Origin of the sequence: Pseudomonas sp. QC2 (assembly GCF_002859085.1) — a bacterium.
Lineage (GTDB): Bacteria > Pseudomonadota > Gammaproteobacteria > Pseudomonadales > Pseudomonadaceae > Aquipseudomonas > Aquipseudomonas petroselini.
The window spans coordinates 113,640-132,649 of record NZ_PKKS01000024.1; the positions used below are offsets into that span (position 1 = coordinate 113,640).

Annotated in this window: 19 protein-coding genes; 14 read left to right on the forward strand and 5 right to left on the reverse strand. The window is 61.7% G+C overall.

The features are described 5' to 3' along the window. The first annotated feature begins 38 nt into the window (after positions 1–38). On the forward strand, positions 39–278 hold the full coding sequence (locus QCBJ_RS25620; RefSeq protein ID WP_102061866.1) for a DUF6124 family protein: 240 nt from the start codon (positions 39–41) through the stop codon (positions 276–278). A gap of 277 nt (positions 279–555) precedes the next feature. Here the strand turns inward: QCBJ_RS25620 and QCBJ_RS25625 are convergent, their stop codons facing one another. Beyond that, positions 556–4,053: a dermonecrotic toxin domain-containing protein gene (locus tag QCBJ_RS25625; protein WP_256581566.1), complete on the reverse strand. Its 3,498-nt coding sequence runs from the start codon at positions 4,051–4,053 to the stop codon at positions 556–558. 210 nt (positions 4,054–4,263) lie between these two features. Between QCBJ_RS25625 and mdcA the strand changes: the two genes are divergently transcribed. The 9 genes from mdcA (at position 4,264) to madM (ending at position 11,393) form a co-directional block, all read left to right on the forward strand. Beyond that, positions 4,264–5,934 (forward strand): malonate decarboxylase subunit alpha, encoded by a 1,671-nt coding sequence (mdcA, locus tag QCBJ_RS25630; RefSeq protein WP_102061867.1) that lies wholly within the window; start codon positions 4,264–4,266, stop codon positions 5,932–5,934. Beyond that, complete coding sequence (locus QCBJ_RS25635; RefSeq protein ID WP_102061868.1) at positions 5,935–6,768, forward strand: triphosphoribosyl-dephospho-CoA synthase; 834 nt, start codon at positions 5,935–5,937, stop codon at positions 6,766–6,768. Further along, the gene (locus QCBJ_RS25640) at positions 6,768–7,067 is read left to right on the forward strand and encodes a malonate decarboxylase subunit delta (protein ID WP_015886328.1); all 300 of its coding nucleotides are present in this window, start codon (positions 6,768–6,770) and stop codon (positions 7,065–7,067) included. Before QCBJ_RS25635 ends, QCBJ_RS25640 begins: the two co-directional genes overlap by 1 nt. Continuing rightward, positions 7,060–7,902, forward strand: a complete 843-nt coding sequence (locus tag QCBJ_RS25645) for a biotin-independent malonate decarboxylase subunit beta (RefSeq protein WP_102061869.1) — start codon at positions 7,060–7,062, stop codon at positions 7,900–7,902. The genes QCBJ_RS25640 and QCBJ_RS25645 overlap by 8 nt, the downstream gene beginning before the upstream one ends. After that, a complete protein-coding gene (gene mdcE, locus QCBJ_RS25650; protein ID WP_093542516.1) occupies positions 7,899–8,669 on the forward strand; it encodes a biotin-independent malonate decarboxylase subunit gamma in 771 nt (256 codons plus the stop codon). Before QCBJ_RS25645 ends, mdcE begins: the two co-directional genes overlap by 4 nt. Continuing rightward, positions 8,663–9,259 (forward strand): malonate decarboxylase holo-ACP synthase, encoded by a 597-nt coding sequence (locus QCBJ_RS25655; protein ID WP_093542514.1) that lies wholly within the window; start codon positions 8,663–8,665, stop codon positions 9,257–9,259. Before mdcE ends, QCBJ_RS25655 begins: the two co-directional genes overlap by 7 nt. Next, on the forward strand, positions 9,256–10,155 hold the full coding sequence (gene mdcH / locus QCBJ_RS25660) for a malonate decarboxylase subunit epsilon (RefSeq protein WP_102061870.1): 900 nt from the start codon (positions 9,256–9,258) through the stop codon (positions 10,153–10,155). Before QCBJ_RS25655 ends, mdcH begins: the two co-directional genes overlap by 4 nt. A gap of 67 nt (positions 10,156–10,222) precedes the next feature. Then, positions 10,223–10,627: a malonate transporter subunit MadL gene (gene madL, locus QCBJ_RS25665; protein WP_015886323.1), complete on the forward strand. Its 405-nt coding sequence runs from the start codon at positions 10,223–10,225 to the stop codon at positions 10,625–10,627. Between the two features lies 1 nt (position 10,628). Then, entirely contained in the window at positions 10,629–11,393 is a 765-nt protein-coding gene (gene madM / locus QCBJ_RS25670; protein ID WP_015886322.1) for a malonate transporter subunit MadM, read from the forward strand. 122 nt (positions 11,394–11,515) lie between these two features. On the opposite strand, the gene QCBJ_RS25675 is transcribed toward madM, so the two are convergent. Continuing rightward, positions 11,516–12,436, reverse strand: a complete 921-nt coding sequence (locus QCBJ_RS25675) for a LysR substrate-binding domain-containing protein (RefSeq protein ID WP_015886321.1) — start codon at positions 12,434–12,436, stop codon at positions 11,516–11,518. A 145-nt stretch (positions 12,437–12,581) separates the two neighbouring features. Here QCBJ_RS25675 and QCBJ_RS25680 point away from each other — a divergent pair, with 145 nt between their 5' ends. After that, complete coding sequence (locus tag QCBJ_RS25680) at positions 12,582–13,199, forward strand: hemolysin III family protein (protein WP_102061871.1); 618 nt, start codon at positions 12,582–12,584, stop codon at positions 13,197–13,199. 50 nt (positions 13,200–13,249) lie between these two features. Here the strand turns inward: QCBJ_RS25680 and QCBJ_RS25685 are convergent, their stop codons facing one another. After that, a complete protein-coding gene (locus QCBJ_RS25685; protein WP_102061872.1) occupies positions 13,250–14,152 on the reverse strand; it encodes a LysR family transcriptional regulator in 903 nt (300 codons plus the stop codon). Between the two features lie 108 nt (positions 14,153–14,260). Between QCBJ_RS25685 and QCBJ_RS25690 the strand changes: the two genes are divergently transcribed. From QCBJ_RS25690 to QCBJ_RS25700, 3 genes are read left to right on the forward strand one after another with little or no spacing between them, the layout of a single operon-like run. Next, positions 14,261–15,484: a D-amino acid dehydrogenase gene (locus QCBJ_RS25690; RefSeq protein WP_102061873.1), complete on the forward strand. Its 1,224-nt coding sequence runs from the start codon at positions 14,261–14,263 to the stop codon at positions 15,482–15,484. Between the two features lie 10 nt (positions 15,485–15,494). Next, positions 15,495–15,845, forward strand: a complete 351-nt coding sequence (locus QCBJ_RS25695) for a RidA family protein (RefSeq protein WP_015886317.1) — start codon at positions 15,495–15,497, stop codon at positions 15,843–15,845. Positions 15,846–15,869: 24 nt separating this feature from the next. Then, complete coding sequence (locus QCBJ_RS25700; protein WP_102061874.1) at positions 15,870–16,772, forward strand: transporter substrate-binding domain-containing protein; 903 nt, start codon at positions 15,870–15,872, stop codon at positions 16,770–16,772. Between the two features lie 30 nt (positions 16,773–16,802). Here the strand turns inward: QCBJ_RS25700 and QCBJ_RS25705 are convergent, their stop codons facing one another. Together QCBJ_RS25705 and QCBJ_RS25710 are read right to left on the reverse strand one after the other, a co-directional pair. Then, positions 16,803–17,522 carry a 16S rRNA (uracil(1498)-N(3))-methyltransferase gene (locus tag QCBJ_RS25705; protein WP_102061875.1) on the reverse strand — a complete coding sequence of 240 codons (720 nt, stop codon included), beginning with the start codon at positions 17,520–17,522 and terminating at the stop codon, positions 16,803–16,805. Positions 17,523–17,573: 51 nt separating this feature from the next. After that, positions 17,574–18,980 carry an adenosylmethionine--8-amino-7-oxononanoate transaminase gene (locus tag QCBJ_RS25710; protein ID WP_015886314.1) on the reverse strand — a complete coding sequence of 469 codons (1,407 nt, stop codon included), beginning with the start codon at positions 18,978–18,980 and terminating at the stop codon, positions 17,574–17,576. Positions 18,981–19,010 lie beyond the last annotated feature (30 nt).

Consider the following 19,010-nt stretch of genomic DNA (forward strand, 5'->3'; position numbering starts at 1 on the left):
CAGATGGCAGTCTCCATCCCATATCGGAGCTGTAAATCATGATCAAACCTACCCCCAATCCGCCCCTCTTCACCGTAAACCCTCACCAAGACACCGAAACCTTGCTGGTCAACGCCAGCGAAACCCTGTCCTCCCTCAACGCACTCACCTGCAATCTAGCCTTCGACCTGGACACTACCCAGCGCGCCATCATGCTTGGGATTCAGCAAATGGCAGCGTTGGGGCAACTGTTGGTGGATCAAACACTGGAACAAATTTCCCCGTCCATGGCGGCATAAAACTTTATCGTTCCAAAAAAAGGGACCTATCGATTAATGCCAGTCAGTTAAGGGCAAACACTGTACCTGTGGCGAGGGAGCTTGCTCCCGTTGGACTGCGCAGCAGTCCCAGTCTTTTGAAACAAAGAGCTGGGGTCGCTTCGCGGCCCAACGGGAGCAAGCTTCCTCGCCACAGGTTATTTTTTACCCTTTCTACGTCTTAACTGACTGGCATTAACCTATCGTTCCCTTTTTGGGACTCATTGGCCGCCGCCATGCGTCTGCCTGCAAAGCGGGGTCAGGTTGTCAAAGGTGTTCTCCCATGCGAAATAATGCGCTGGGTCAAATCAGCGTTCGGTCCGCTTCGATAGGTCGTTGGTATGGAAAACGGTGTTTCCAGGTAAAAGATATGAGGGTTGTCAGGGCTTTGGATGAGGTTCAGTCCCGATGTATTCACTTCGTAGTGATACGTCATTTTATCCTGCCAATTGCCGAATTTACGCCGCCCGAAGATGGTCTCGGACAGCTGTTTGCTGGGCATATCTTCTGGCGCCAGGTCCGTAAAGTAGTGCCGGCCTTTTCCTCGGGGAAGGGGGTCACCCTTCAAATTGGTATCTGAAGGGCTAAAAGCGCGGTCGGCGTTGAACTTGGCATGGCGATCTTTCGCTACATATTTGTAGAAAACGGTTTTGCCTTTGACAGGCGGTTCCAGCTGCGCTTTTTCACCGGGGAAGGCCTCTGGCACTCGGGGGCGTTTAGTGAGTGGTTGACCGTTTGGCGTGTGTCCTGAAGTCGAAACAGCGGGCTCCAGCGGGCGTTTTATTGGGGTGCCTGCTGGCAATCTGCTCGCTCGCCATTCACCGTTGGTGGCACGCACCAGGTTCTCCCTTCGTCGAAAGAACGTTGATCTCGTCGCAGGCTCATTGGGGTCCAGGATGGAAACCCTTCCGGACCGTGCATGAAAGCTTGAATCGATCAGGTACACCTTGCTGACCTCAGTCGCGTCGGTATAACGCACGTAGCAATTTTCGCCAACCTGATAGGTGCCATTCGCCTTCATCGGGACGCCTTTGATGACGTCGTCCGGAACGCTGAAAGCGCTCAGGTCTCGCTTTGGGGCTGGCGTGTCAACCACGGAAGGGCGTAGCGGTCTGGGTGGCGGCGTGTGGCTGGATGCTGGGCGTAAAGGCGCTGTGCGAACACTCGAGAGACGTGTCGGCGCCCCGGTACCATCGGCATACACCGCTGGCCCCAGGCCGGGACCCTTGATCAGCCGCGGCAGCGTTTTCCCGTTGGCACGCAGGGTCCTCAGGCCAGTCTTTGCCAATCGCGCTCCCGCCGAAAGGCCTTTGCCAACCACGGGCAACAGATCAAGCAGTGCAAAGCCCACTTCAACGCCGAACAGGACTTTGTTGATTGTCGATTGAGCCGCGACTTCCGCGCTGCTCACAGATTGGTGGTCCGCTTTGTCGATGAGCAACTGCACGTGCTGTTTGTACAGCTCATCCTGAACGTTACCTTCTATGGGCTGGAGTGTCGTGCCGGCGCCCGTCAGCTTGAGCACCTTGACGAGCAAATCAATGGCCTTGAAGGGGTTCGTCAGCTGGCCGGTTGCTTGCTGCTTGAGCGCATCATAGGCTTTGGCCACGTCATCTTTATTGACGGGTGATTTCCTGCTTGCGGTGTAGACCCGCCATTCGTTTTTCTCCAGCAAGGTATTCAGCGAATCCTGGTCTGCTACTTCACGAAACGACATGCCGTCGGGCGCACCCGGTGTGTACAGGACCAGCGCGTCATCCGTCTGATTGCCAATCACCATCACCCCCCGTACCGGTATCCCGCGCTGGATAAGGGCATTGGCGGTGATGGTTTTTCCATCGACCTGAGGCCGGTCGGCCGAGTCGGGATTGCCCAGCACGGCGGCAACCCATTGCGCGCCTCGCTGGGTGGTGGTGTCGAGCGTTGCTTTTGCCTTGTAAACATCCGGGTTGAGTTCTGCCAGAAGCGCATCCTTTTCCAGGCTATCGCTCAGGTTGGCTTTCCACGCTTTGCGAATCTCGCTCGCGGGCCCTGACTCGGTATCCGTGGCCAGCGTTTCCTTGAGCAGCTTGGTGTATTCGCCACCGACATCTGCGGTATTGAACAGCGTCTTAAGCTGCTCGGTGGTCCAGATGACCTGCTTGCCGCTAACGTCCAGGATAGGTTTGCCTTGGGAATCGGTGAGCGGCAACGTAAAGGTAGTTTCGGTGAAGTGACTGCTTTCAGCGGTTGGGAACTCGGTGGGGTTTTTCAGCGCCAGATCTGTCAGCGACACGTTGTGGGTTTTGATAAACGGCGTTTCATTGCTGCTGGGTCGACTGAGATTAATCCGGGTCTTCGTTGTAACCGTTACCTTTAACTGGTCTGCATCCAACCGTCCAGGCGGAGATAGCCTTTGGATGGCCGCCGTGATCCTGTCCCGGGCGAAGGATGCGAGGTCAGGGATCTTTTCCAGCAGGGACGCCAGCGTGCGCGTGCTTTGTTTTTCGGCATGCTCCAGGTGGTCGAACAGTGCTATTTGTTTCGGGCTCAGGTTTTTCAGCCACTGGGGTTGCAGCTTATCGGCCAGCTTGGCGTCGCGTGCTGACAGCGCATTGCTACCGTCGAGCAAGTACGACCAGTCGGCGGATTCCTCGAGAGCCTCCAACGCAGTCGGCTCTGTCAGCGGGTTGCCACCGGATTGCGTGAATGCTTGGGCAGCTTTTGCCTGGATTTCCTCTTGCTGACGCTTGAGCATCCAGGGTATCCCTTCGGCCAGGACATCCCCGGTCAGCGGTTCAGCGCTGAGCATCAGGTCATCCCCGGTGGGGGGAGCGTCACGGTTTTGCATGGCCAGTGGCATCTGTTGCAACAGCCGGTCGGCAGTGGCACCCGCTTGTTCAAGGCGATCGGCCAATGCCTGACGTGCCTGGGCGGGAGTGGTGAACTCCTCGAAACCTTCACCGGGTGTATACAACACCACGGGGCCATTGGCATCGTTGAGCGGGAGCGCGCGGCCGTTCGGCCATGTGGGTTCTGTGGCCCAGGAATTATCGGTCTTGGTGATGAGAAAAGCGCCGGCCAGCAGCGCACCCCGTTCGGTGCCGTCATCGACGGTGATCGGGTAAACCCCAGGTCGGGCGCCGTTGGCGAAGGCATGCTCGCGTTCGGCCAGCGTGGGGTGTTGCAGCGCGGCATCAATCAGCTGTTTGCTGGCCGGGGTCAATGTGCCGTCGCTCACGCGCAGCGCCGCCAGGACCGACAGTTGTTGCTTGTGCAGGGTCAGTAGCTGGTTTTGCGGCGCCTCCAGAGTGCGCGGTTCTCTCTCCTTCGGACGGGGCGTGGTCCAGAACGCCTGCAGGCTCTTGGGGTATTGGGTGGCGATGTCCTTGGTGATGGCGTGCTGCGTCGTTTCGGCATTGAGCGGCCTGACGTCTGGAAAGGCTTGCTCAAGTTGCGTCTGCACAAAGGCTTTGAGGCTGGGTTGCTGGCTGTGTAGGCGTTGAATCTGGGCACTCAGACTTTCATGTTGACGGATGAGAAGTTCCTCGTCGCTGATATTGTGGCGTATTGCTAGATTGGGACGATCCACCGTGACCGGCGGTATGCCCGGTGATGTGGGTAAGTGATAGCCGTTGGGTAAATAGGTTGACCTGGGTGAAGCGAGGGCAGGCTGCTGTTGGGTAATAGTCTGTGCCGCAGACGGGGTAACGGGCTGTGAGGGGGGCGGAGGCGATTCGGGGGGGCGGGTTTCCATCAATCGAGCAGTTTGGGTCATAAAGACATCTCACAAGGTGATTGTGCAGTAATAACTACTTTCTTCGCATGCCGTTAGATGGGTGAATATTTGAGGCGGTCGGGTTCCCGTTGAAGTTTAAGAAAGTAAGCATCGTTACTCTCACCGTAACTGTTGCTCAACCAGCGTGATTGATCGTCCGGTTGGTCATCCCTAAGGTAGTCCCACGACAGCAAACCTCGTGGAGCGACCATGACAACAACAATTACCCCCGACTCGCGCTGGACGCGGCGGCGCGACGAGAAGCAGCGGCGGCTCGGGCTGGTCAAAAAGTACGCAGACGGGGCCGTGCTGCCCAGCGACAAAATCGTTGAGGCGCTCGAAGCCCTGATCCTCCCCGGCGACCGCGTCGTGCTGGAAGGCAACAACCAAAAGCAAGCCGACTTCCTCTCGCGCTCCTTGGCCAAAGCCGACCCGGCCAAGCTCCACGATTTGCACATGATCATGCCCAGTGTTGGCCGTTCCGAGCACCTGGACCTGTTTGAAAAAGGCATCGCGCGCAAGCTGGACTTCTCCTTCGCCGGCACCCAATCCCTGCGCATCAGCCAGTTGCTCGAAGACGGCCTGCTGGAAATCGGCGCGATCCACACCTACATCGAGCTCTATGCGCGGCTGGTGGTGGACCTGATTCCCAACGTGGTGCTCTCGGCCGGCTTCATGGCCGACCGCGCCGGCAATATCTACACCGGCGCCAGCACCGAAGACACGCCGGCGCTGATCGAGCCTGCCGCCTTCAGCGATGGCATCGTGATCGTGCAGGTCAACCAGTTGGTGGACGACGTCACCGATTTGCCCCGTGTCGACATCCCCGCCAGTTGGGTGGATTTCGTGGTGGTGGCTGACAAGCCTTTCTACATCGAGCCGTTGTTCACCCGCGACCCACGCCACATCAAGCCGGTGCATGTGTTGATGGCGATGATGGCGATCCGTGGCATCTACGAAAAACACAATGTGCAGTCGCTCAACCACGGCATCGGCTTCAACACCGCCGCCATCGAGCTGATCCTGCCCACCTACGGCGAATCCCTCGGTCTCAAGGGCAAAATTTGCCGCAATTGGACCCTCAACCCGCACCCCACGTTGATCCCCGCGATTGAAAGCGGCTGGGTGCAAAGCGTGCACTGCTTCGGCACCGAACTGGGCATGGAGAACTACATCGCCGCGAGGCCGGATGTGTTCTTCACCGGTCGCGACGGCTCGATGCGCTCCAACCGGATGTTCTGCCAGCTCGCCGGTCAATACGCGGTGGACCTGTTTATCGGTGCCACCCTGCAGGTCGACGGCGACGGCCATTCCTCCACCGTGACCCGTGGCCGACTCGCCGGTTTTGGCGGCGCACCGAACATGGGGCATGACCCACGCGGTCGCCGCCACGGCACGCCGGCCTGGCTGGATATGCGCCACGACGATGCGCCCGAAGCCTTGTTGGAACGCGGTAAAAAACTCGTGGTGCAAATGGTCGAGACCTTCCAGGAAGGCGGCAAACCCACCTTTGTCGACACCCTCGACGCCGTCGAAGTCGCGCGCAAAAGCGGCATGCCGCTGGCACCGATCATGATCTACGGCGATGACGTCACCCACTTGCTCACCGAAGAGGGCATCGCCTACCTGTACAAGGCGCGCTCCCTCGAAGAGCGCCAGGCGATGATCGCCGCTGTCGCAGGCGTCACGGCCATCGGCATGCGCCACAACCCTAAAGACACCGCGCGCATGCGCCGCGAAGGCCTGATCGCCTTGCCCGAAGACTTGGGCATCCGCCGCACCGACGCCACCCGCGAGCTGTTGGCCGCCAAGAGCGTGGCCGACCTGGTGGAATGGTCCGGTGGCCTGTACAACCCGCCCGCCAAATTCAGGAGCTGGTAAATGCGCGCCCTCAAACTGCATGAACTCAGCCTCGCGGATCGCCTGGCGGATAGGGCTGTCGATGCACTGATCGATGAAGCGGACCTGTCGCCCAAACCCGCCTTGGTGGACCGGCGTGGCAACGGCGCCCACAGCGATTTGCACCTGGGCCTGATGCACGCCTCGGCGTTGTCGCTGTGGCCGATGTTCAAGGAAATGGCCGAGGCCGCGATTGAACACGGTGAAGTCGGCTTGCCCCTGCGTGAAGCGCTCGGGCGTATTGGCCGAGAAGGTGAGCAAGCGATGCTCATCACCACCCACGGCGTGAACACCCATCGCGGCGCGATCTGGGCCCTTGGCTTGTTGACGGCGGCTGCCGCGTTGGAACCACGCGCCGTCACGTTGACGGCGGCCAAACTGGCCTTGCTCAACGACCGCTACTCCCCGCAGCCCATGAGCCACGGTGCCCAGGTCGCCCAACGTTATGGCGCACGCGGCGCCCGTGAAGAAGCGCAACTGGGCTTCCCGTCGGTGGTGCAACGCGGCTTGCCGCAACTGCACAGAAGCCGCCAGCAAAACGCTGGCGAACAGAACGCCCGCCTGGACGCCTTGCTCGCGATCATGACGGACCTGGCAGACACCTGCGTGCTCTACCGCGCCGGCACCGAAGGCCTCCAAGCCATGCAATACGGCGCCCAGGCCGTGCTGGATGCCGGCGGCAGCGCAACCTTGGCCGGTCGCCGCCAGTTGCACGCGCTGGACCTCCAACTGCTGGCCCTGAATGCCTCCCCGGGCGGCGCCGCCGACCTGTTGGCCGCCTGCCTGTTTATCGACCGCCTCGACGGAGCGTTGTGATGGAAACCTTATCCTTTGAATTCCCCGCCGGGCAGCCGCCAAAAGGCCGTGCGTTGGTGGGTTGCGTCGGCTCGGGCGACTTGGAAGTGCTGCTGGAACCGGGCACGCCTGGCACCCTGACCATTCAGGTACAGACTTCGGTGAATGGCGCCGAACAGCGCTGGCAGCACCTGTTCGAACGCATCTTCCAAGAGCAAACCCCACCGGCCTTGAACATTGATATCCACGACTTCGGCGCCACCCCCGGCGTGGTGCGCTTGCGCCTGGAGCAGGGTTTCGAGGAGATCGGCCATGACTGACTTACTCGCCAAACACAGCTTCGTTGAACTGGGCGCTCGGCAGCGCGCCAAGGCCTTGCTGGACGCGGGCTCTTACCGCGAATTGATCGACCCGTTCCAGCGCGTCATGTCACCGTGGCTCAGCCGCCAAGGCGTGGTGCCGCAGGCCGATGACGGCGTGGTGATTGCCAAGGGCGTTATCGACGGAAAACCTGTGGTCATTGCTGCCATCGAAGGCAACTTCCAGGGCGGCAGCCTTGGCGAAGTGGGCGGCGCGAAAATCGCCGGCGCCTTGGAGCTGGCAGCCGAAGACAACCGCAAAGGCATCCCGACTCGCGCGGTGTTGCTGCTGGAAACCGGTGGCGTGCGCCTGCAGGAAGCCAACCTCGGCCTGGCCGCCATCGCGGATATCCACGCGGCGATTGTCGACCTGCGCCAGTACCAGCCGGTGATCGGCGTGGTGGCCGGCAGCGTCGGTTGTTTTGGCGGCATGTCCATCGCCGCCGGGTTGTGCAGTTACCTGGTGGTCACGCGCGAAGCCCGCCTGGGCCTGAATGGCCCGCAAGTCATCGAACAGGAGGCCGGCCTGGAGGAGTACGACTCCCGCGACCGGCCTTTCATCTGGAGCCTTACGGGCGGTGAGCAACGTTTCAACAGTGACCTGGCCGACCGTTATGTGGCGGACGATGTGGCCGAAATTCAACAGACCGTCAGCGCATTGCTGCAACAAGGCCTGCCCACCCAACAACGCAGCCGCCAGCCCGCGTACTACCTGGCGCGCCTGGCCGAACTGGATGCCACGGCGCAGATCGACCCGGCGACGGTGCGCGAGCTGTATCAAGGAGAACGCTCATGAGAGGTTTGCAGTGGTTCGACGCGCTGAGCGCGGGTGCGACGTCTGTCGAGGGGTTGCCGAACTCCCTGAAAGTGGCCGACGGCCTGTTGGGCGAGCACGCCGTGCGCTTTATTGCCGTGGTCACTGACGCGCAAAACCGCTTCCCGCGTGCGCGTAATGGCGAAGTCGGCTTGCTCGAAGGCTGGGGCTTGGCCAGCGCGGTGGATGAGGCCATCGCCCGAGGCGACAAACGCCCGATCATCGCCATCGTCGACGTGCCCAGCCAAGCCTATGGCCGTCGCGAAGAAGCCCTCGGCATCCACCAGGCCCTGGCCGCCGCCGCCGATAGCTACGCCCGCGCTCGCCTCGCCGGGCACCCGGTGATTGCGCTGTTGGTGGGCAAGGCCATGTCCGGCGCCTTCCTCGCCCACGGCTACCAGGCCAACCGCCTGATCGCCTTGCGCGACCCCGGCGTGATGGTGCACGCCATGGGCAAGGCTTCGGCCGCGCGGGTGACGTTGCGCAGTGTTGAAGAACTGGAAGCCCTGGCCGCCAGCGTGCCGCCCATGGCCTATGACATCGACAGTTATGCCAGCCTCGGTTTGCTCTGGGAGACCTTGTCGGTCAGCCAGATCGAACAGCCCACGGCGGACGACGTGGCGCGGGTCAGCGATTGCCTGGTGCATGCAATCAAGGATATCGGCAGCACCGACTTGAGCGGGCGCCTCGGTGCAACCCATCGCGCAGCCTCCAGCCACGTACGCCAGTTGCTGCGGGAGCAATGGTGAACGCCCACGATTTGCTCTGGGGCATGACCCCGGCGCATCTGCCTGCCGAGGCTCCGGCCTGGGCGGTGGAAGCGATCAGCGCCGGACACCCGGTGGTGGTGCGTCGCGCCATCGCCGCACCGGGCTACGTGGCGGTCGGCGTGCGCGGGCGCCTGCGGGAGCAGCGTTTCGCCGCCGAGATGCCCATGGCAGCGGTGCAGCGGCGCGTGATACCCGAAGCGTTGCGCGGTGTGATCTCGCCACGGGATTTGCCGGCGTTGCGAGCGCTCGCAGCCCTGCGGCGGGTGCTGACGCAGGAGACCTGGGGCGTCACGGGCAGCGCGGGTTTCGAATTGGCCAGCGGGATCGAAGCGCTGCATGCTCAGAGCGACTTGGATTTAATTCTGCGCACACCCGAGCCTTTGGCTCGAGGTGATGCAAACGACCTGCTGGCGATCCTGGAGACGGCGGCGTGCGCCGTGGACCTGCAACTGCAGACTCCATTTGGCGCCGTTGCCTTGCGCGAATGGGCGAGTGGCTCACGCCGCGTGCTGCTTAAAACCGCCAGCGGCGCGCACTTGGTGCTTGATCCTTGGCAGGCCGTGGCATGAGCAGCCTTCTGGTGTTCCCGGGGCAGGGCGCCCAACGGCCGGGCATGCTCCAGGCGTTGCCGGCCGAGGTGTTGGAGCAGGCCAGCGATGCGCTGGGTGAAGATGTTCGTGCATTGGATTCAACTGAGGCCCTGGCGAATACCCGCGCGGTACAACTCTGCCTGTTGATCGTCGGCGTGGCCCACGCCCGCCTGCTGCAACACGCCCCGGATTACGTCGCGGGCCTGTCCATCGGTGCCTACCCGGCGGCGGTGGTCGCCGGTGCTTTGGACTTCAACGATGCCATCAAACTCGTCAGCCTGCGCGGTGAGCTGATGCAAAATGCTTATCCACAGGGCTACGGCATGACCGCTCTGATTGGCCCTGAGTTATCCACCGTCGAAAGCGTGCTGGCCGACATACACAGTGCTGAAACCCCGGTGTACCTGGCCAATATCAATGCCGACAACCAGACCGTCATCGCCGGCAGCAACGCGGCCATGCAGCGTGTCGCCGACCGCATCAAAGGCAACGGCATCGCCAAGCGCCTGGCTGTCAGCGTGCCGTCGCATTGCGCGTTGCTGGAAGCGCCTGCCCAGGCCCTGGCGCACGCCTTCGTGCCGCTCAAGGCGCCGCGCATCACCTACCTGAGCAGTACCCGCGCGCGGCCGATCCATCACCCCGAGCAATTGCGCGATGACCTGGCCTTCAACATGTGCCGCGTCGTCGACTGGCGCGGCACCGTGCAAAGCGCCTATGAGCGCGGTGTGCGCCTGCAAATCGAACTGCCTCCGGGCGCGGTGCTCACGGGCCTGTCACGCCGGGTGTTTGAACAGGGCACGGTGATCGCCTGCGAAGGCGCACGCCTGGATACCTTGCAGGCCCTGCTGCAAGAGGAGGAACGCCGCCACCGATAAAGCACCACCCAAGGCTTTCGAAGCACAAAAACAACAATTTCGATCGAGCACTTTGAGGACAACAACAATGATTATTTACGGTGTGGCACTGCTGGCGATCTGCACGCTTGCGGGTGTGATCATGGGCGACATGCTCGGTGTGTTGCTGGGCGTCAAATCCAACGTGGGCGGGGTGGGGATCGCGATGATCCTGCTGATCTGCGCCCGCTTGTGGATGCAAAAACGCGGCGGCATGACCAAGGATTGCGAAATGGGCGTCGGCTTCTGGGGCGCCATGTACATCCCCGTGGTCGTGGCAATGGCCGCGCAACAAAACGTCGTGACGGCCCTGCACGGCGGCCCGGTGGCGGTGCTCGCCGCGATTGGTTCGGTGGTGGTCTGTGGTTGCACCATCGCCCTGATCAGCCGCACTCACAAGGGTGAGCCGTTACCCGATGAAGAGCCGCTGATCGCGCCAGTGGGAGGTCGCTGATATGTGGGATCTCATTGAAAAAGGCTTGGAACATAACGGCCTGATCACCGCGTTTGCCTTCGTTGGCGTGGTCATGTGGATTTCCGTGGTGCTGTCCAAGCGCCTGACGTTTGGGCGCATTCATGGCTCGGCGATTGCCATCGTCATCGGTCTGGTCCTGGCCTGGGTCGGCGGCACCGTTACGGGCGGCCAGAAAGGCCTCGCTGACCTGGCGCTGTTCTCCGGCATCGGCCTGATGGGCGGCGCGATGCTGCGCGACTTTGCCATCGTCGCCACGGCGTTTGAAGTGCAAGCCACCGAAGCCCGCAAGGCCGGAATGATTGGCGTGATCGCGCTGCTGTTGGGCACGATCTTGCCGTTTATCGTCGGCGCGAGCATGGCCTGGGTGTTCGGTTATCGCGATGCCGTCAGCATGACCACCATCGGCGCGGGTGCCGTGACTTACATCGTCGGCCCGGTGACCGGTGCGGCCATTGGCGCGACCTCGGATGTGATGGCGCTGTCGATTGCCACCGGGTTGATCAAGGCGATTCTGGTGATGGTCGGCACGCCGGTCGCGGCGCGTTGGATGGGGTTGGATAACCCGCGTTCGGCGATGGTGTTTGGTGGCTTGGCCGGTACGGTGAGTGGGGTGACGGCGGGGCTGGCGGCGACGGATCGGCGGTTGGTGCCGTATGGTGCGCTGACGGCGACGTTCCACACCGGGCTGGGCTGCCTGCTTGGGCCTTCGCTGCTCTATTTCATTGTGCGTGGTCTGGTCGGTTAGCTTTCGCGGTGCCTCGCGTGGCGCCATCGGGGGCAAGCCCCCTCCCACATTTGATGGCATTTCAAATGTAGGCTTGGAATCGTACCCAGTGTGGGAGGGGGCTTGCCCCCGATAGCGGTGTGTCAGGCCGGCACCTGGCGGTTGGCATACATCCGACACTCTGCCAGCAACGCCAGCAGGTTTGGATCCCTTTCTTTGGCCTTCAAAAACACCACCCCAATATGCTGCTGCAACCGATACCTGGGTTGCAGCGGTATCAACTTCACCCGGTTTTCATACACCGCCGCAATCCTCCCCGGCAACAGCGCGTAACCCACCCCCGAACTGACCATGCTCAGCAGCGTAAAGATGTCATTCACCTGCATCGCCACCTTAGGCTCGAACCCCGCTTGCTTGAACACGCGATTGCCATCCTGGTGCGTGGCGAAGCCTTGGGTGAGGGTGATGAAGGTCGCGTCGCGCACGTCGGCGAGGTCGATTTCGTGTTCGCGGTCGAAGGGCGAGTCGGCCGGGGTGGCGAGGAAGATGTCGTCGGAAAACAGCGCGATCTGCTCGCAATCGGGGTCGTTGGCGTGTTCGTCCAGGGAGATGAGGATCGCGTCCACTTCCATGTTCTTGAGCTTGTAGAGCAGGTCGAAGTTGGAGCCCAGGATCAGGTCGATATTGAGTTCGCTGCGGCGGATCTTCAGGCCCATGATCAGTTGCGGCACGGTCTTCACGGTCAGCGAATACAGTGAGCCCAGTTTGAAGCGCTCGGCGGAGAACCCGGCGGCTTCACGGGTGAGGCGTACGCTGTCGACCACGTCGGCCACCAGTTTCTGCGCGCGCTCTTCCAATACGTAAGCGCTTTCCAGCGGCGTGAGGTTGCGCCCCTCGTGCTTGAACAGCGGGCAGCGCAGGGCGTTTTCCAGGGAGTGGATGGCGCGGTGCACACTGACGTTGCTGGTCTGCAGCTCGGCGGCGGCGCGGGCCAGGTTGCCGGTGCGCATGAACGCCAGGAAGATTTCCAGTTTCTTGAGGGTGAATTCTTCGTCGATCAGCATGGCCATGGGCTCTTGTTCGAATGCGGTCGATTGTGCCCGCAAAACCGTCTGGCGTCCTCGGAACGTCATAACCTGCTTGCACTCTTATGCGCAAGGCTGGACGCTTGCCAGCCAGTGTTTAACGGTTACAGGAGGTCAGTGACAGATGTATCACGGGGAACGGTTCAACGCCTGGAGCCATTTGCTCGGTGCAGTCGCGGCGTGTATTGGCGCCGTGTGGATGTTGGTGGTGGCGAGCCTGGATGGCAGCCCCTGGAAGATCGTCAGCGTGGCGATTTATGGCTTTACGCTGATGGTGCTGTACAGCGCGTCGACGGTTTACCACAGCGTGCAGGGGCGGCGAAAAGCGATCATGCAGAAGGTCGATCACTTTTCGATCTACCTGTTGATCGCCGGCAGTTACACGCCGTTTTGCCTGGTGACGTTACGCGGGCCATGGGGCTGGACGTTGTTCGGGATTGTGTGGGGGCTGGCGGTGATCGGCATCCTGCAGGAGATCAAGCCGCGCTCCGAGGCGCGCATCCTGTCGATCGTGATCTACGCGGTGATGGGTTGGATCGTGCTGGTGGCGGTCAAGCCGCTGATCGCCGCACTGGGCATGGCGGGGTTTGTATGGCTCGCATCGGGTGGGGTGTTGTACACCGTCGGCATCATCTTTTTTGCCCTGGAGGACCGCCTGCGGCATTCCCATGGGATCTGGCATTTGTTTGTGATTGGCGGGAGCCTGCTGCACTTTGTGGCGATCATGCATTACGTGCTTTAGCTGATAATGCGGTTGAAAAATGGATCTTCGGTGGTTTTGGAATTGTGTTTTTACAGGCGCTCCAATAACTCCCGGGCACGGTGGCCGAAGATCTCCAGCAGATTAGCCAGCATATGCGGCGGCGGTTCATCGGCGCGGGTCAGGGCGTACAGCGTGATCGGCAGCGGCGGGGTGAGCGTGCGGATGCAGGTGGTGGCGGTCGAAGCACCCAGGGCGGTGAAGGGGTCGATAACCGTCAGGCCGGCGCCGGATTCCACCATCGCACGGGCCAGCGAGTAGGTTTGCACCGAGATCGTCACCCTTGGCGGCGGGTCGACGTGTTCCAGGTAACTGTCGAGTTTAGCCGCCAGCGGGTCGGCGCTGGAAAGACCTATCAGCGGCGTACCCGCCAGATCAGCCAAGGGCAGTGGGCTGCTCAGCTCCGCATCAGACCAATAGCCTTTGGACGCCAATGCCACCAACACGCCGTTGGCCAGCACTTGCGTGGTCAGCCCTGGATGACCAGAGAAGTTGAGCGTCAGCGCCAGGTCAATCTCACGCATCAGCAGCTTCTGTACCAGCTCGCGGCTGTGGTCGCTGGACAACTCACAGGCCATATCCGGGTAATCGCGCTTCCACTCAAGAATAGCTGGCGGCAGCAGCGACAGGGCCAGCGCCGGGATCGCGCCGATGCGCACACTGTGGCCCGGTGCACGGCGCAGGCTCTTGGCCAGGCGGCGTACGCCTTGCAGGCTTTCGGTGACTTTCTCCACTTCGCTTTCCAGCGCCAGGGCTTCCGGCGTGGGCTGCAACTTGCCGCGTACGCGCAGAAACAGAGGGAAGCCCAGCTGCAATTCGGCGTGCTGCAACACCTTGGTCACCGCCGGTTGCGACACATGCAGCAGTTGTGCGGCGGCGCTGACGGAGCCGGTCTGGCGAATGGCCTGGAAAATTTCGATATGACGCAAGCGCATGGCAAGTCCATAACCTTTGTTTATAGGTGACCCATCTTTATTCATTGTCGGCGGCCTGTCACCTGCCCCTAGGCTTGAGGCCTCTTGATTCAACGGCGGGCGGCGGGAATGGTGCACATCATTGGGGGTGGGGTGATTGGTCTGGCCAGCGCGTATGCGCTGGTGCGTGCGGGCCACGAGGTGACGGTGATCGATGCGTGCGAGACCCTGGGCAGAGAAACCAGTTTTGCCAATGGCGGGCAATTGTCCTATCGCTATGTGGCGCCGCTGGCCGATGCCGGCGTGCCGCTTCAGGCCATCGGTTGGCTGTTGCGCGGTGACTCGCCGTTGAAGCTGCGCCCCCGCCTCGACCCTCAGCAATGGCGCTGGATGACCGCGTTCCTCGGCGCCTGCCGTAGCTCGGTAAACACACGTAATACCGCCCACCTGCTGCGACTTGCCTCCCTGAGCCAGGACACTTTGCAGCAATGGCGCGAGGATGATCACCTGGACGGCTTCGACTGGCGGCGCAACGGAAAGCTGGTCACTTTCCGCAACGCCAGTTCCTTTGCGCATGCCCGCAGCAAGGTCACCGATATTCTTCAGCAGCAGGTGCTGTCGGCCGCCGATTGCGCACGCCTGGAGCCGGCGCTGGCGGGCGGTGGTTTTGTCGGCGGGATCTACACGCCGAATGAGGAGGTGGCGGATTGTCATGCCTTCTGCCAGCGCTTGGCGGCGCGGCTTGAAGCGTCCGGCCGCTGCCGCTTTTTGCTGGGGCGCAAGGTCACCGGCATTCGCCACGCTGACGGTGTGGTGCAGGCTATCGAACTGGGCGCAGAGGTGATGCCGGTCGAGCATCTGGTACTGGCGGCCGGGTATCGCAGCGCGGCGTTGGGTGTGCCGCTGCCGCTGTACCCGCTCAAGGGTTACAGCCTTAGTGTGCCGATTGGCGCGCAGCACCAGGCGCCGAACGTGAGCATCACCGACTACGACCGCAAGATCGTCTATGCGCGCATCGGCGAACAACTGCGGGTGGCGGCCATGGTGGATATCGTCGGCTTCGACGCCAGCCTTGAACCCAAGCGCCTGGCGCTGATGAAGCGCCAGGCGCTGGAGACATTTCCTTTGGCGGGCGCTTACGCCCATGCGGTGGAGTGGGCGGGTATGCGCCCGGCCACCCCGACGGGCGTGCCGCTGATTGGTGCCAGTGTCTATCGCAACCTATGGCTGAACCTGGGCCATGGTGCACTCGGCTTTACCCTGGCGTGCGGCAGTGGCCAGTTGCTCGCTGAGTTGATCGGGCAACACGCGCCTTCCATTGATATGCAGGGCCTTGCGCCCCGCGCCGCATGAGGATGTATTGATGACCATCACCCGAATCAGCAGCAATGAGCGCCTCTCGGGCGCAGTGACCTTCAAGGACCTGGTGTTCCTCTCGGGCCAGGTGCCCGGTGATGGCCAGGACGTGGCGACACAAACCCGGGAGGTCCTGACCAGGATCGATGCACTGTTGGCCCAGGCGGGCAGCGATAAGGATCATCTGCTCAACGCAACGATCTATTTGAAAGATATCGGCAGCGGTTTTGCACCGATGAACGAGGTGTGGTCCGCCTGGCTGTCACCGGGCATGGCGCCGACGCGCACGGCCCTGCAAGCGGAACTGGCGCGGCCGAGTGTGCTGGTGGAAATCAGCGTGATTGCGGTACGAAAATAACCGAAAGACCCACGGAGAATAACAATGAAAAAAATCCTGTTGGCCGGCTGCACCCTGGGGCTTTTGCTGGGCGCTCAAGCCCATGCGAACCCAGCGCCGTTGGACGGCACGCTGGGCAAGATCGCTAACGCCCAGTCCATCACATTGGGCTATCGCGATGCGTCGGTGCCGTTTTCCTACGTCGGGGATAACAGCGGCAAACCCATGGGCTATTCGGTGGAGCTGGCCGATAAGATCGTTGAGCGCATTCGGCAGAAAACCGGGGTGGCCACGCTCAATGTGAAGTACACCCTGGTGACGTCCCAAACGCGTATTCCGCTGGTGCAGAACGGCACTGTCGACCTGGAATGCGGTTCTACAGGCGTGACGGCCGAGCGGCAGAAGCAGGTGGCGTTTTCCTACGGGTTTATCTACGTGAAGGGGCAATTGTTGACGGCCAAGGACAGTGGCATCCAAGGCTTTGCCGATCTTGCGGGCAAGAACGTAGTGACCACCGCCGGTACCACCAATGAGCGTTTCCTCAAAAGCTACAACGCCGAGCACAAGGCCAATATGTTCGTGATCAGCGCCAAGGACCATGGCGAAGCATTCAAGATGCTCGAGACCGGCCGCGCGGCGGCATTCTACATGGATGACGCGTTGCTTTACGGCGAGCGCGCCAAGGCCAAGGACCCGCACAATTGGGTGGTGGTGGGGGAGGAGCAGTCGCGGGAAATCTACAGCTGCATGGTGCGCAAGGACGACCCGCAATTTCTCGCAGTGGTCAACGAGACTCTTGGCGACCTTTATCGCAGTGGGGAGATCAACGGGATTTACCAGCGCTGGTTTGAATCACCGATTCCGCCCAAGGGCTTGAACCTGGAATTCCCGATGACCCGTGAGTTGAAGGCGATTATTGCCAAGCCAGTGAGTGATCCGGTGGAGTGATGTAACGGCTTGGTCACCCAATCAAGAGGGTTAGAAGTCGCCCCAGAGTTGTTGGGCCACAGCCAGCGCCACCACCGGCGCCGTTTCGGTACGCAAGACGCGCGGGCCGAGGCGGGCGGCGTGGTAGCCGGCACCTTGGGCCGCTTGGACTTCTGCGTCGGTCAACCCACCCTCAGGCCCGATCAAGAAGGCCAGGCTCGAGGGCTTGGCATGGCTGACCAGCGGCTCGGCCACCGGGTGCAGCACCAGCTTCAAATCTGCCTCGGTCTGCTTCAACCAGTCCGCCAGCAACAGCGGTGGGTGAATCAGCGGCACCGTCGAACGCCCGCATTGCTCGCAGGCGCTGATGGCCACCTGGCGCCAGTGCAGCAGGCGTTTGTCGGCGCGTTCATCCTTGAGGCGCACTTCGCAGCGGTCGCTGAAAATCGGCGTGATCGCGTTGACGCCCAGTTCGGTGGCTTTCTGAATCGCCCAATCCATGCGCTCGCCACGGGACAGGCCCTGGCCGAGATGGATATGCAGCGGCGATTCGGCCTGGCCCCCAACGCTTTCGGTGAGTTGCACAGTGACGCGCTTTTTACCGACTTCGAGCAAGCTGCCCAGGAACTCCTGGCCGGAGCCGTCAAACAATTGCACGGCATCGCCTTCGCCCATGCGCAGCACGCGGCTGATGTAATGCGCCTGGGCTTCAGGCAGCTCGTGGTCGCCGAGGCTCAGCGGGGTGTCGGTAAAAAAGCGGGACAGTCTCATTTCTGTTCTCTGAAAAGGTTTTTCAAGCGCGAGCTCTTACAGGGGCTGGTATTAGCCCGGATCGCGGAAACCTGGGTGGAAGTCCTTCGGCACCGCCACACTGACCTTGCTGTTGGTGGCGATATCAATGCCCTCGCTGGCGACTTCGGCGAGGAAGTCGATCTGCTCCGGCGTGATCACATACGGCGGCAGGAAATACACCACACTGCCCAGTGGCCGCAACAGCGCACCACGTTCCAGGGCGTGCTCGAATACCTTCAGGCCACGACGTTCCTGCCACGGGTAGGCGGTCTTGGTGGCTTTATCCTGGACCATCTCGATGGCCAGCACCATGCCAGTCTGGCGCACTTCCGACACATGCGGGTGGTCCACCAGGTGCGCAGTGGCCGTGGCCATGCGCTGGGCCAGGGCCTTGTTGTTTTCGATGACGTTGTCTTCTTCGAATATATCCAGGGTCGCCAACGCGGCCGCACACGCCAGCGGGTTGCCGGTGTAGCTGTGGGAGTGCAGGAAGGCGCGCAGGGTCGGGTAGTCGTCGTAGAAGGCGTCGTAGACGTCATCGGTGGTGACCACGGCCGCCAGTGGCAGGTAGCCGCCGGTCAGGGCCTTGGACAGGCACAGGAAGTCCGGGCGGATACCCGCCTGTTCACAGGCGAACATGCTGCCGGTGCGGCCGAAGCCTACGGCGATTTCGTCGTGGATCAGGTGCACGCCGTAGCGGTCGCAGGCCTCGCGCAGCAGCTTGAGGTAAACCGGGTGGTACATGCGCATGCCGCCGGCGCCCTGGATCAGCGGTTCGACGATCACGGCGGCGACGGTGTCGTGGTTCTCGGCCAGGGTCTGTTCCATGGCCAGGAACATCGTGCGCGAGTGGTCTTCCCAGCTCATGCCCTCGGGGCGCAGGTAGCAGTCCGGGCTTGGCACCTTGATGGTGTCCAGCAGCAGCGCCTTGTAGGTCTCGGTAAACAGCGGCACGTCGCCCACCGACATCGCGGCGATGGTTTCGCCGTGGTAGCTGTTGGTCAGGGTGACGAAACGCTTTTTGTTCGGCAGGCCGCGGTTGAGCCAATAGTGGAAGCTCATTTTCAGCGCGACTTCGATGCACGACGAGCCGTTATCGGCGTAGAAGCAGCGGGTCAGGCCTTCGGGCGTCATTTGCACCAGGCGTTCGGACAGTTCGATCACCGGTTGATGGCTGAAACCGGCGAGGATCACATGTTCCAGTTGGTCGACCTGGTCCTTGATGCGCTGGTTGATGCGCGGGTTGGCATGGCCAAACACGTTGACCCACCAGGAACTGACGGCGTCGAGGTAGCGCTTGCCTTCGAAGTCTTCCAGCCACACGCCTTCGCCGCGCTTGATCGGGATCAGCGGCAGTTGCTGGTGGTCTTTCATCTGGGTGCAGGGATGCCACAGCACCGCGAGGTCGCGTTGCATCCACTGGTTGTTCAAGCCCATCGGTTCTCTCCTCGAAGCGGTCCTGCGGCG

What these genes read in the sequence shown, in the direction of transcription:
- madM (WP_015886322.1), top strand. Translation starts at nt 10,629, where the DNA reads ATGTGGGATCTCATTGAAAAAGGCTTGGAACATAACGGCCTGATCACC.
- madL (WP_015886323.1), top strand. Translation starts at nt 10,223, where the DNA reads ATGATTATTTACGGTGTGGCACTGCTGGCGATCTGCACGCTTGCGGGT.
- QCBJ_RS25710 (WP_015886314.1), bottom strand. Translation starts at nt 18,980, where the DNA reads ATGGGCTTGAACAACCAGTGGATGCAACGCGACCTCGCGGTGCTGTGG.
- mdcH (WP_102061870.1), top strand. Translation starts at nt 9,256, where the DNA reads ATGAGCAGCCTTCTGGTGTTCCCGGGGCAGGGCGCCCAACGGCCGGGC.
- QCBJ_RS25620 (WP_102061866.1), top strand. Translation starts at nt 39, where the DNA reads ATGATCAAACCTACCCCCAATCCGCCCCTCTTCACCGTAAACCCTCAC.
- QCBJ_RS25705 (WP_102061875.1), bottom strand. Translation starts at nt 17,522, where the DNA reads ATGAGACTGTCCCGCTTTTTTACCGACACCCCGCTGAGCCTCGGCGAC.
- QCBJ_RS25680 (WP_102061871.1), top strand. Translation starts at nt 12,582, where the DNA reads ATGTATCACGGGGAACGGTTCAACGCCTGGAGCCATTTGCTCGGTGCA.
- QCBJ_RS25625 (WP_256581566.1), bottom strand. Translation starts at nt 4,053, where the DNA reads ATGACCCAAACTGCTCGATTGATGGAAACCCGCCCCCCCGAATCGCCT.
- QCBJ_RS25685 (WP_102061872.1), bottom strand. Translation starts at nt 14,152, where the DNA reads ATGCGCTTGCGTCATATCGAAATTTTCCAGGCCATTCGCCAGACCGGC.
- QCBJ_RS25695 (WP_015886317.1), top strand. Translation starts at nt 15,495, where the DNA reads ATGACCATCACCCGAATCAGCAGCAATGAGCGCCTCTCGGGCGCAGTG.
- QCBJ_RS25690 (WP_102061873.1), top strand. Translation starts at nt 14,261, where the DNA reads ATGGTGCACATCATTGGGGGTGGGGTGATTGGTCTGGCCAGCGCGTAT.
- QCBJ_RS25675 (WP_015886321.1), bottom strand. Translation starts at nt 12,436, where the DNA reads ATGCTGATCGACGAAGAATTCACCCTCAAGAAACTGGAAATCTTCCTG.
- QCBJ_RS25655 (WP_093542514.1), top strand. Translation starts at nt 8,663, where the DNA reads ATGGTGAACGCCCACGATTTGCTCTGGGGCATGACCCCGGCGCATCTG.
- QCBJ_RS25640 (WP_015886328.1), top strand. Translation starts at nt 6,768, where the DNA reads ATGGAAACCTTATCCTTTGAATTCCCCGCCGGGCAGCCGCCAAAAGGC.
- mdcA (WP_102061867.1), top strand. Translation starts at nt 4,264, where the DNA reads ATGACAACAACAATTACCCCCGACTCGCGCTGGACGCGGCGGCGCGAC.
- QCBJ_RS25700 (WP_102061874.1), top strand. Translation starts at nt 15,870, where the DNA reads ATGAAAAAAATCCTGTTGGCCGGCTGCACCCTGGGGCTTTTGCTGGGC.
- QCBJ_RS25645 (WP_102061869.1), top strand. Translation starts at nt 7,060, where the DNA reads ATGACTGACTTACTCGCCAAACACAGCTTCGTTGAACTGGGCGCTCGG.
- QCBJ_RS25635 (WP_102061868.1), top strand. Translation starts at nt 5,935, where the DNA reads ATGCGCGCCCTCAAACTGCATGAACTCAGCCTCGCGGATCGCCTGGCG.
- mdcE (WP_093542516.1), top strand. Translation starts at nt 7,899, where the DNA reads ATGAGAGGTTTGCAGTGGTTCGACGCGCTGAGCGCGGGTGCGACGTCT.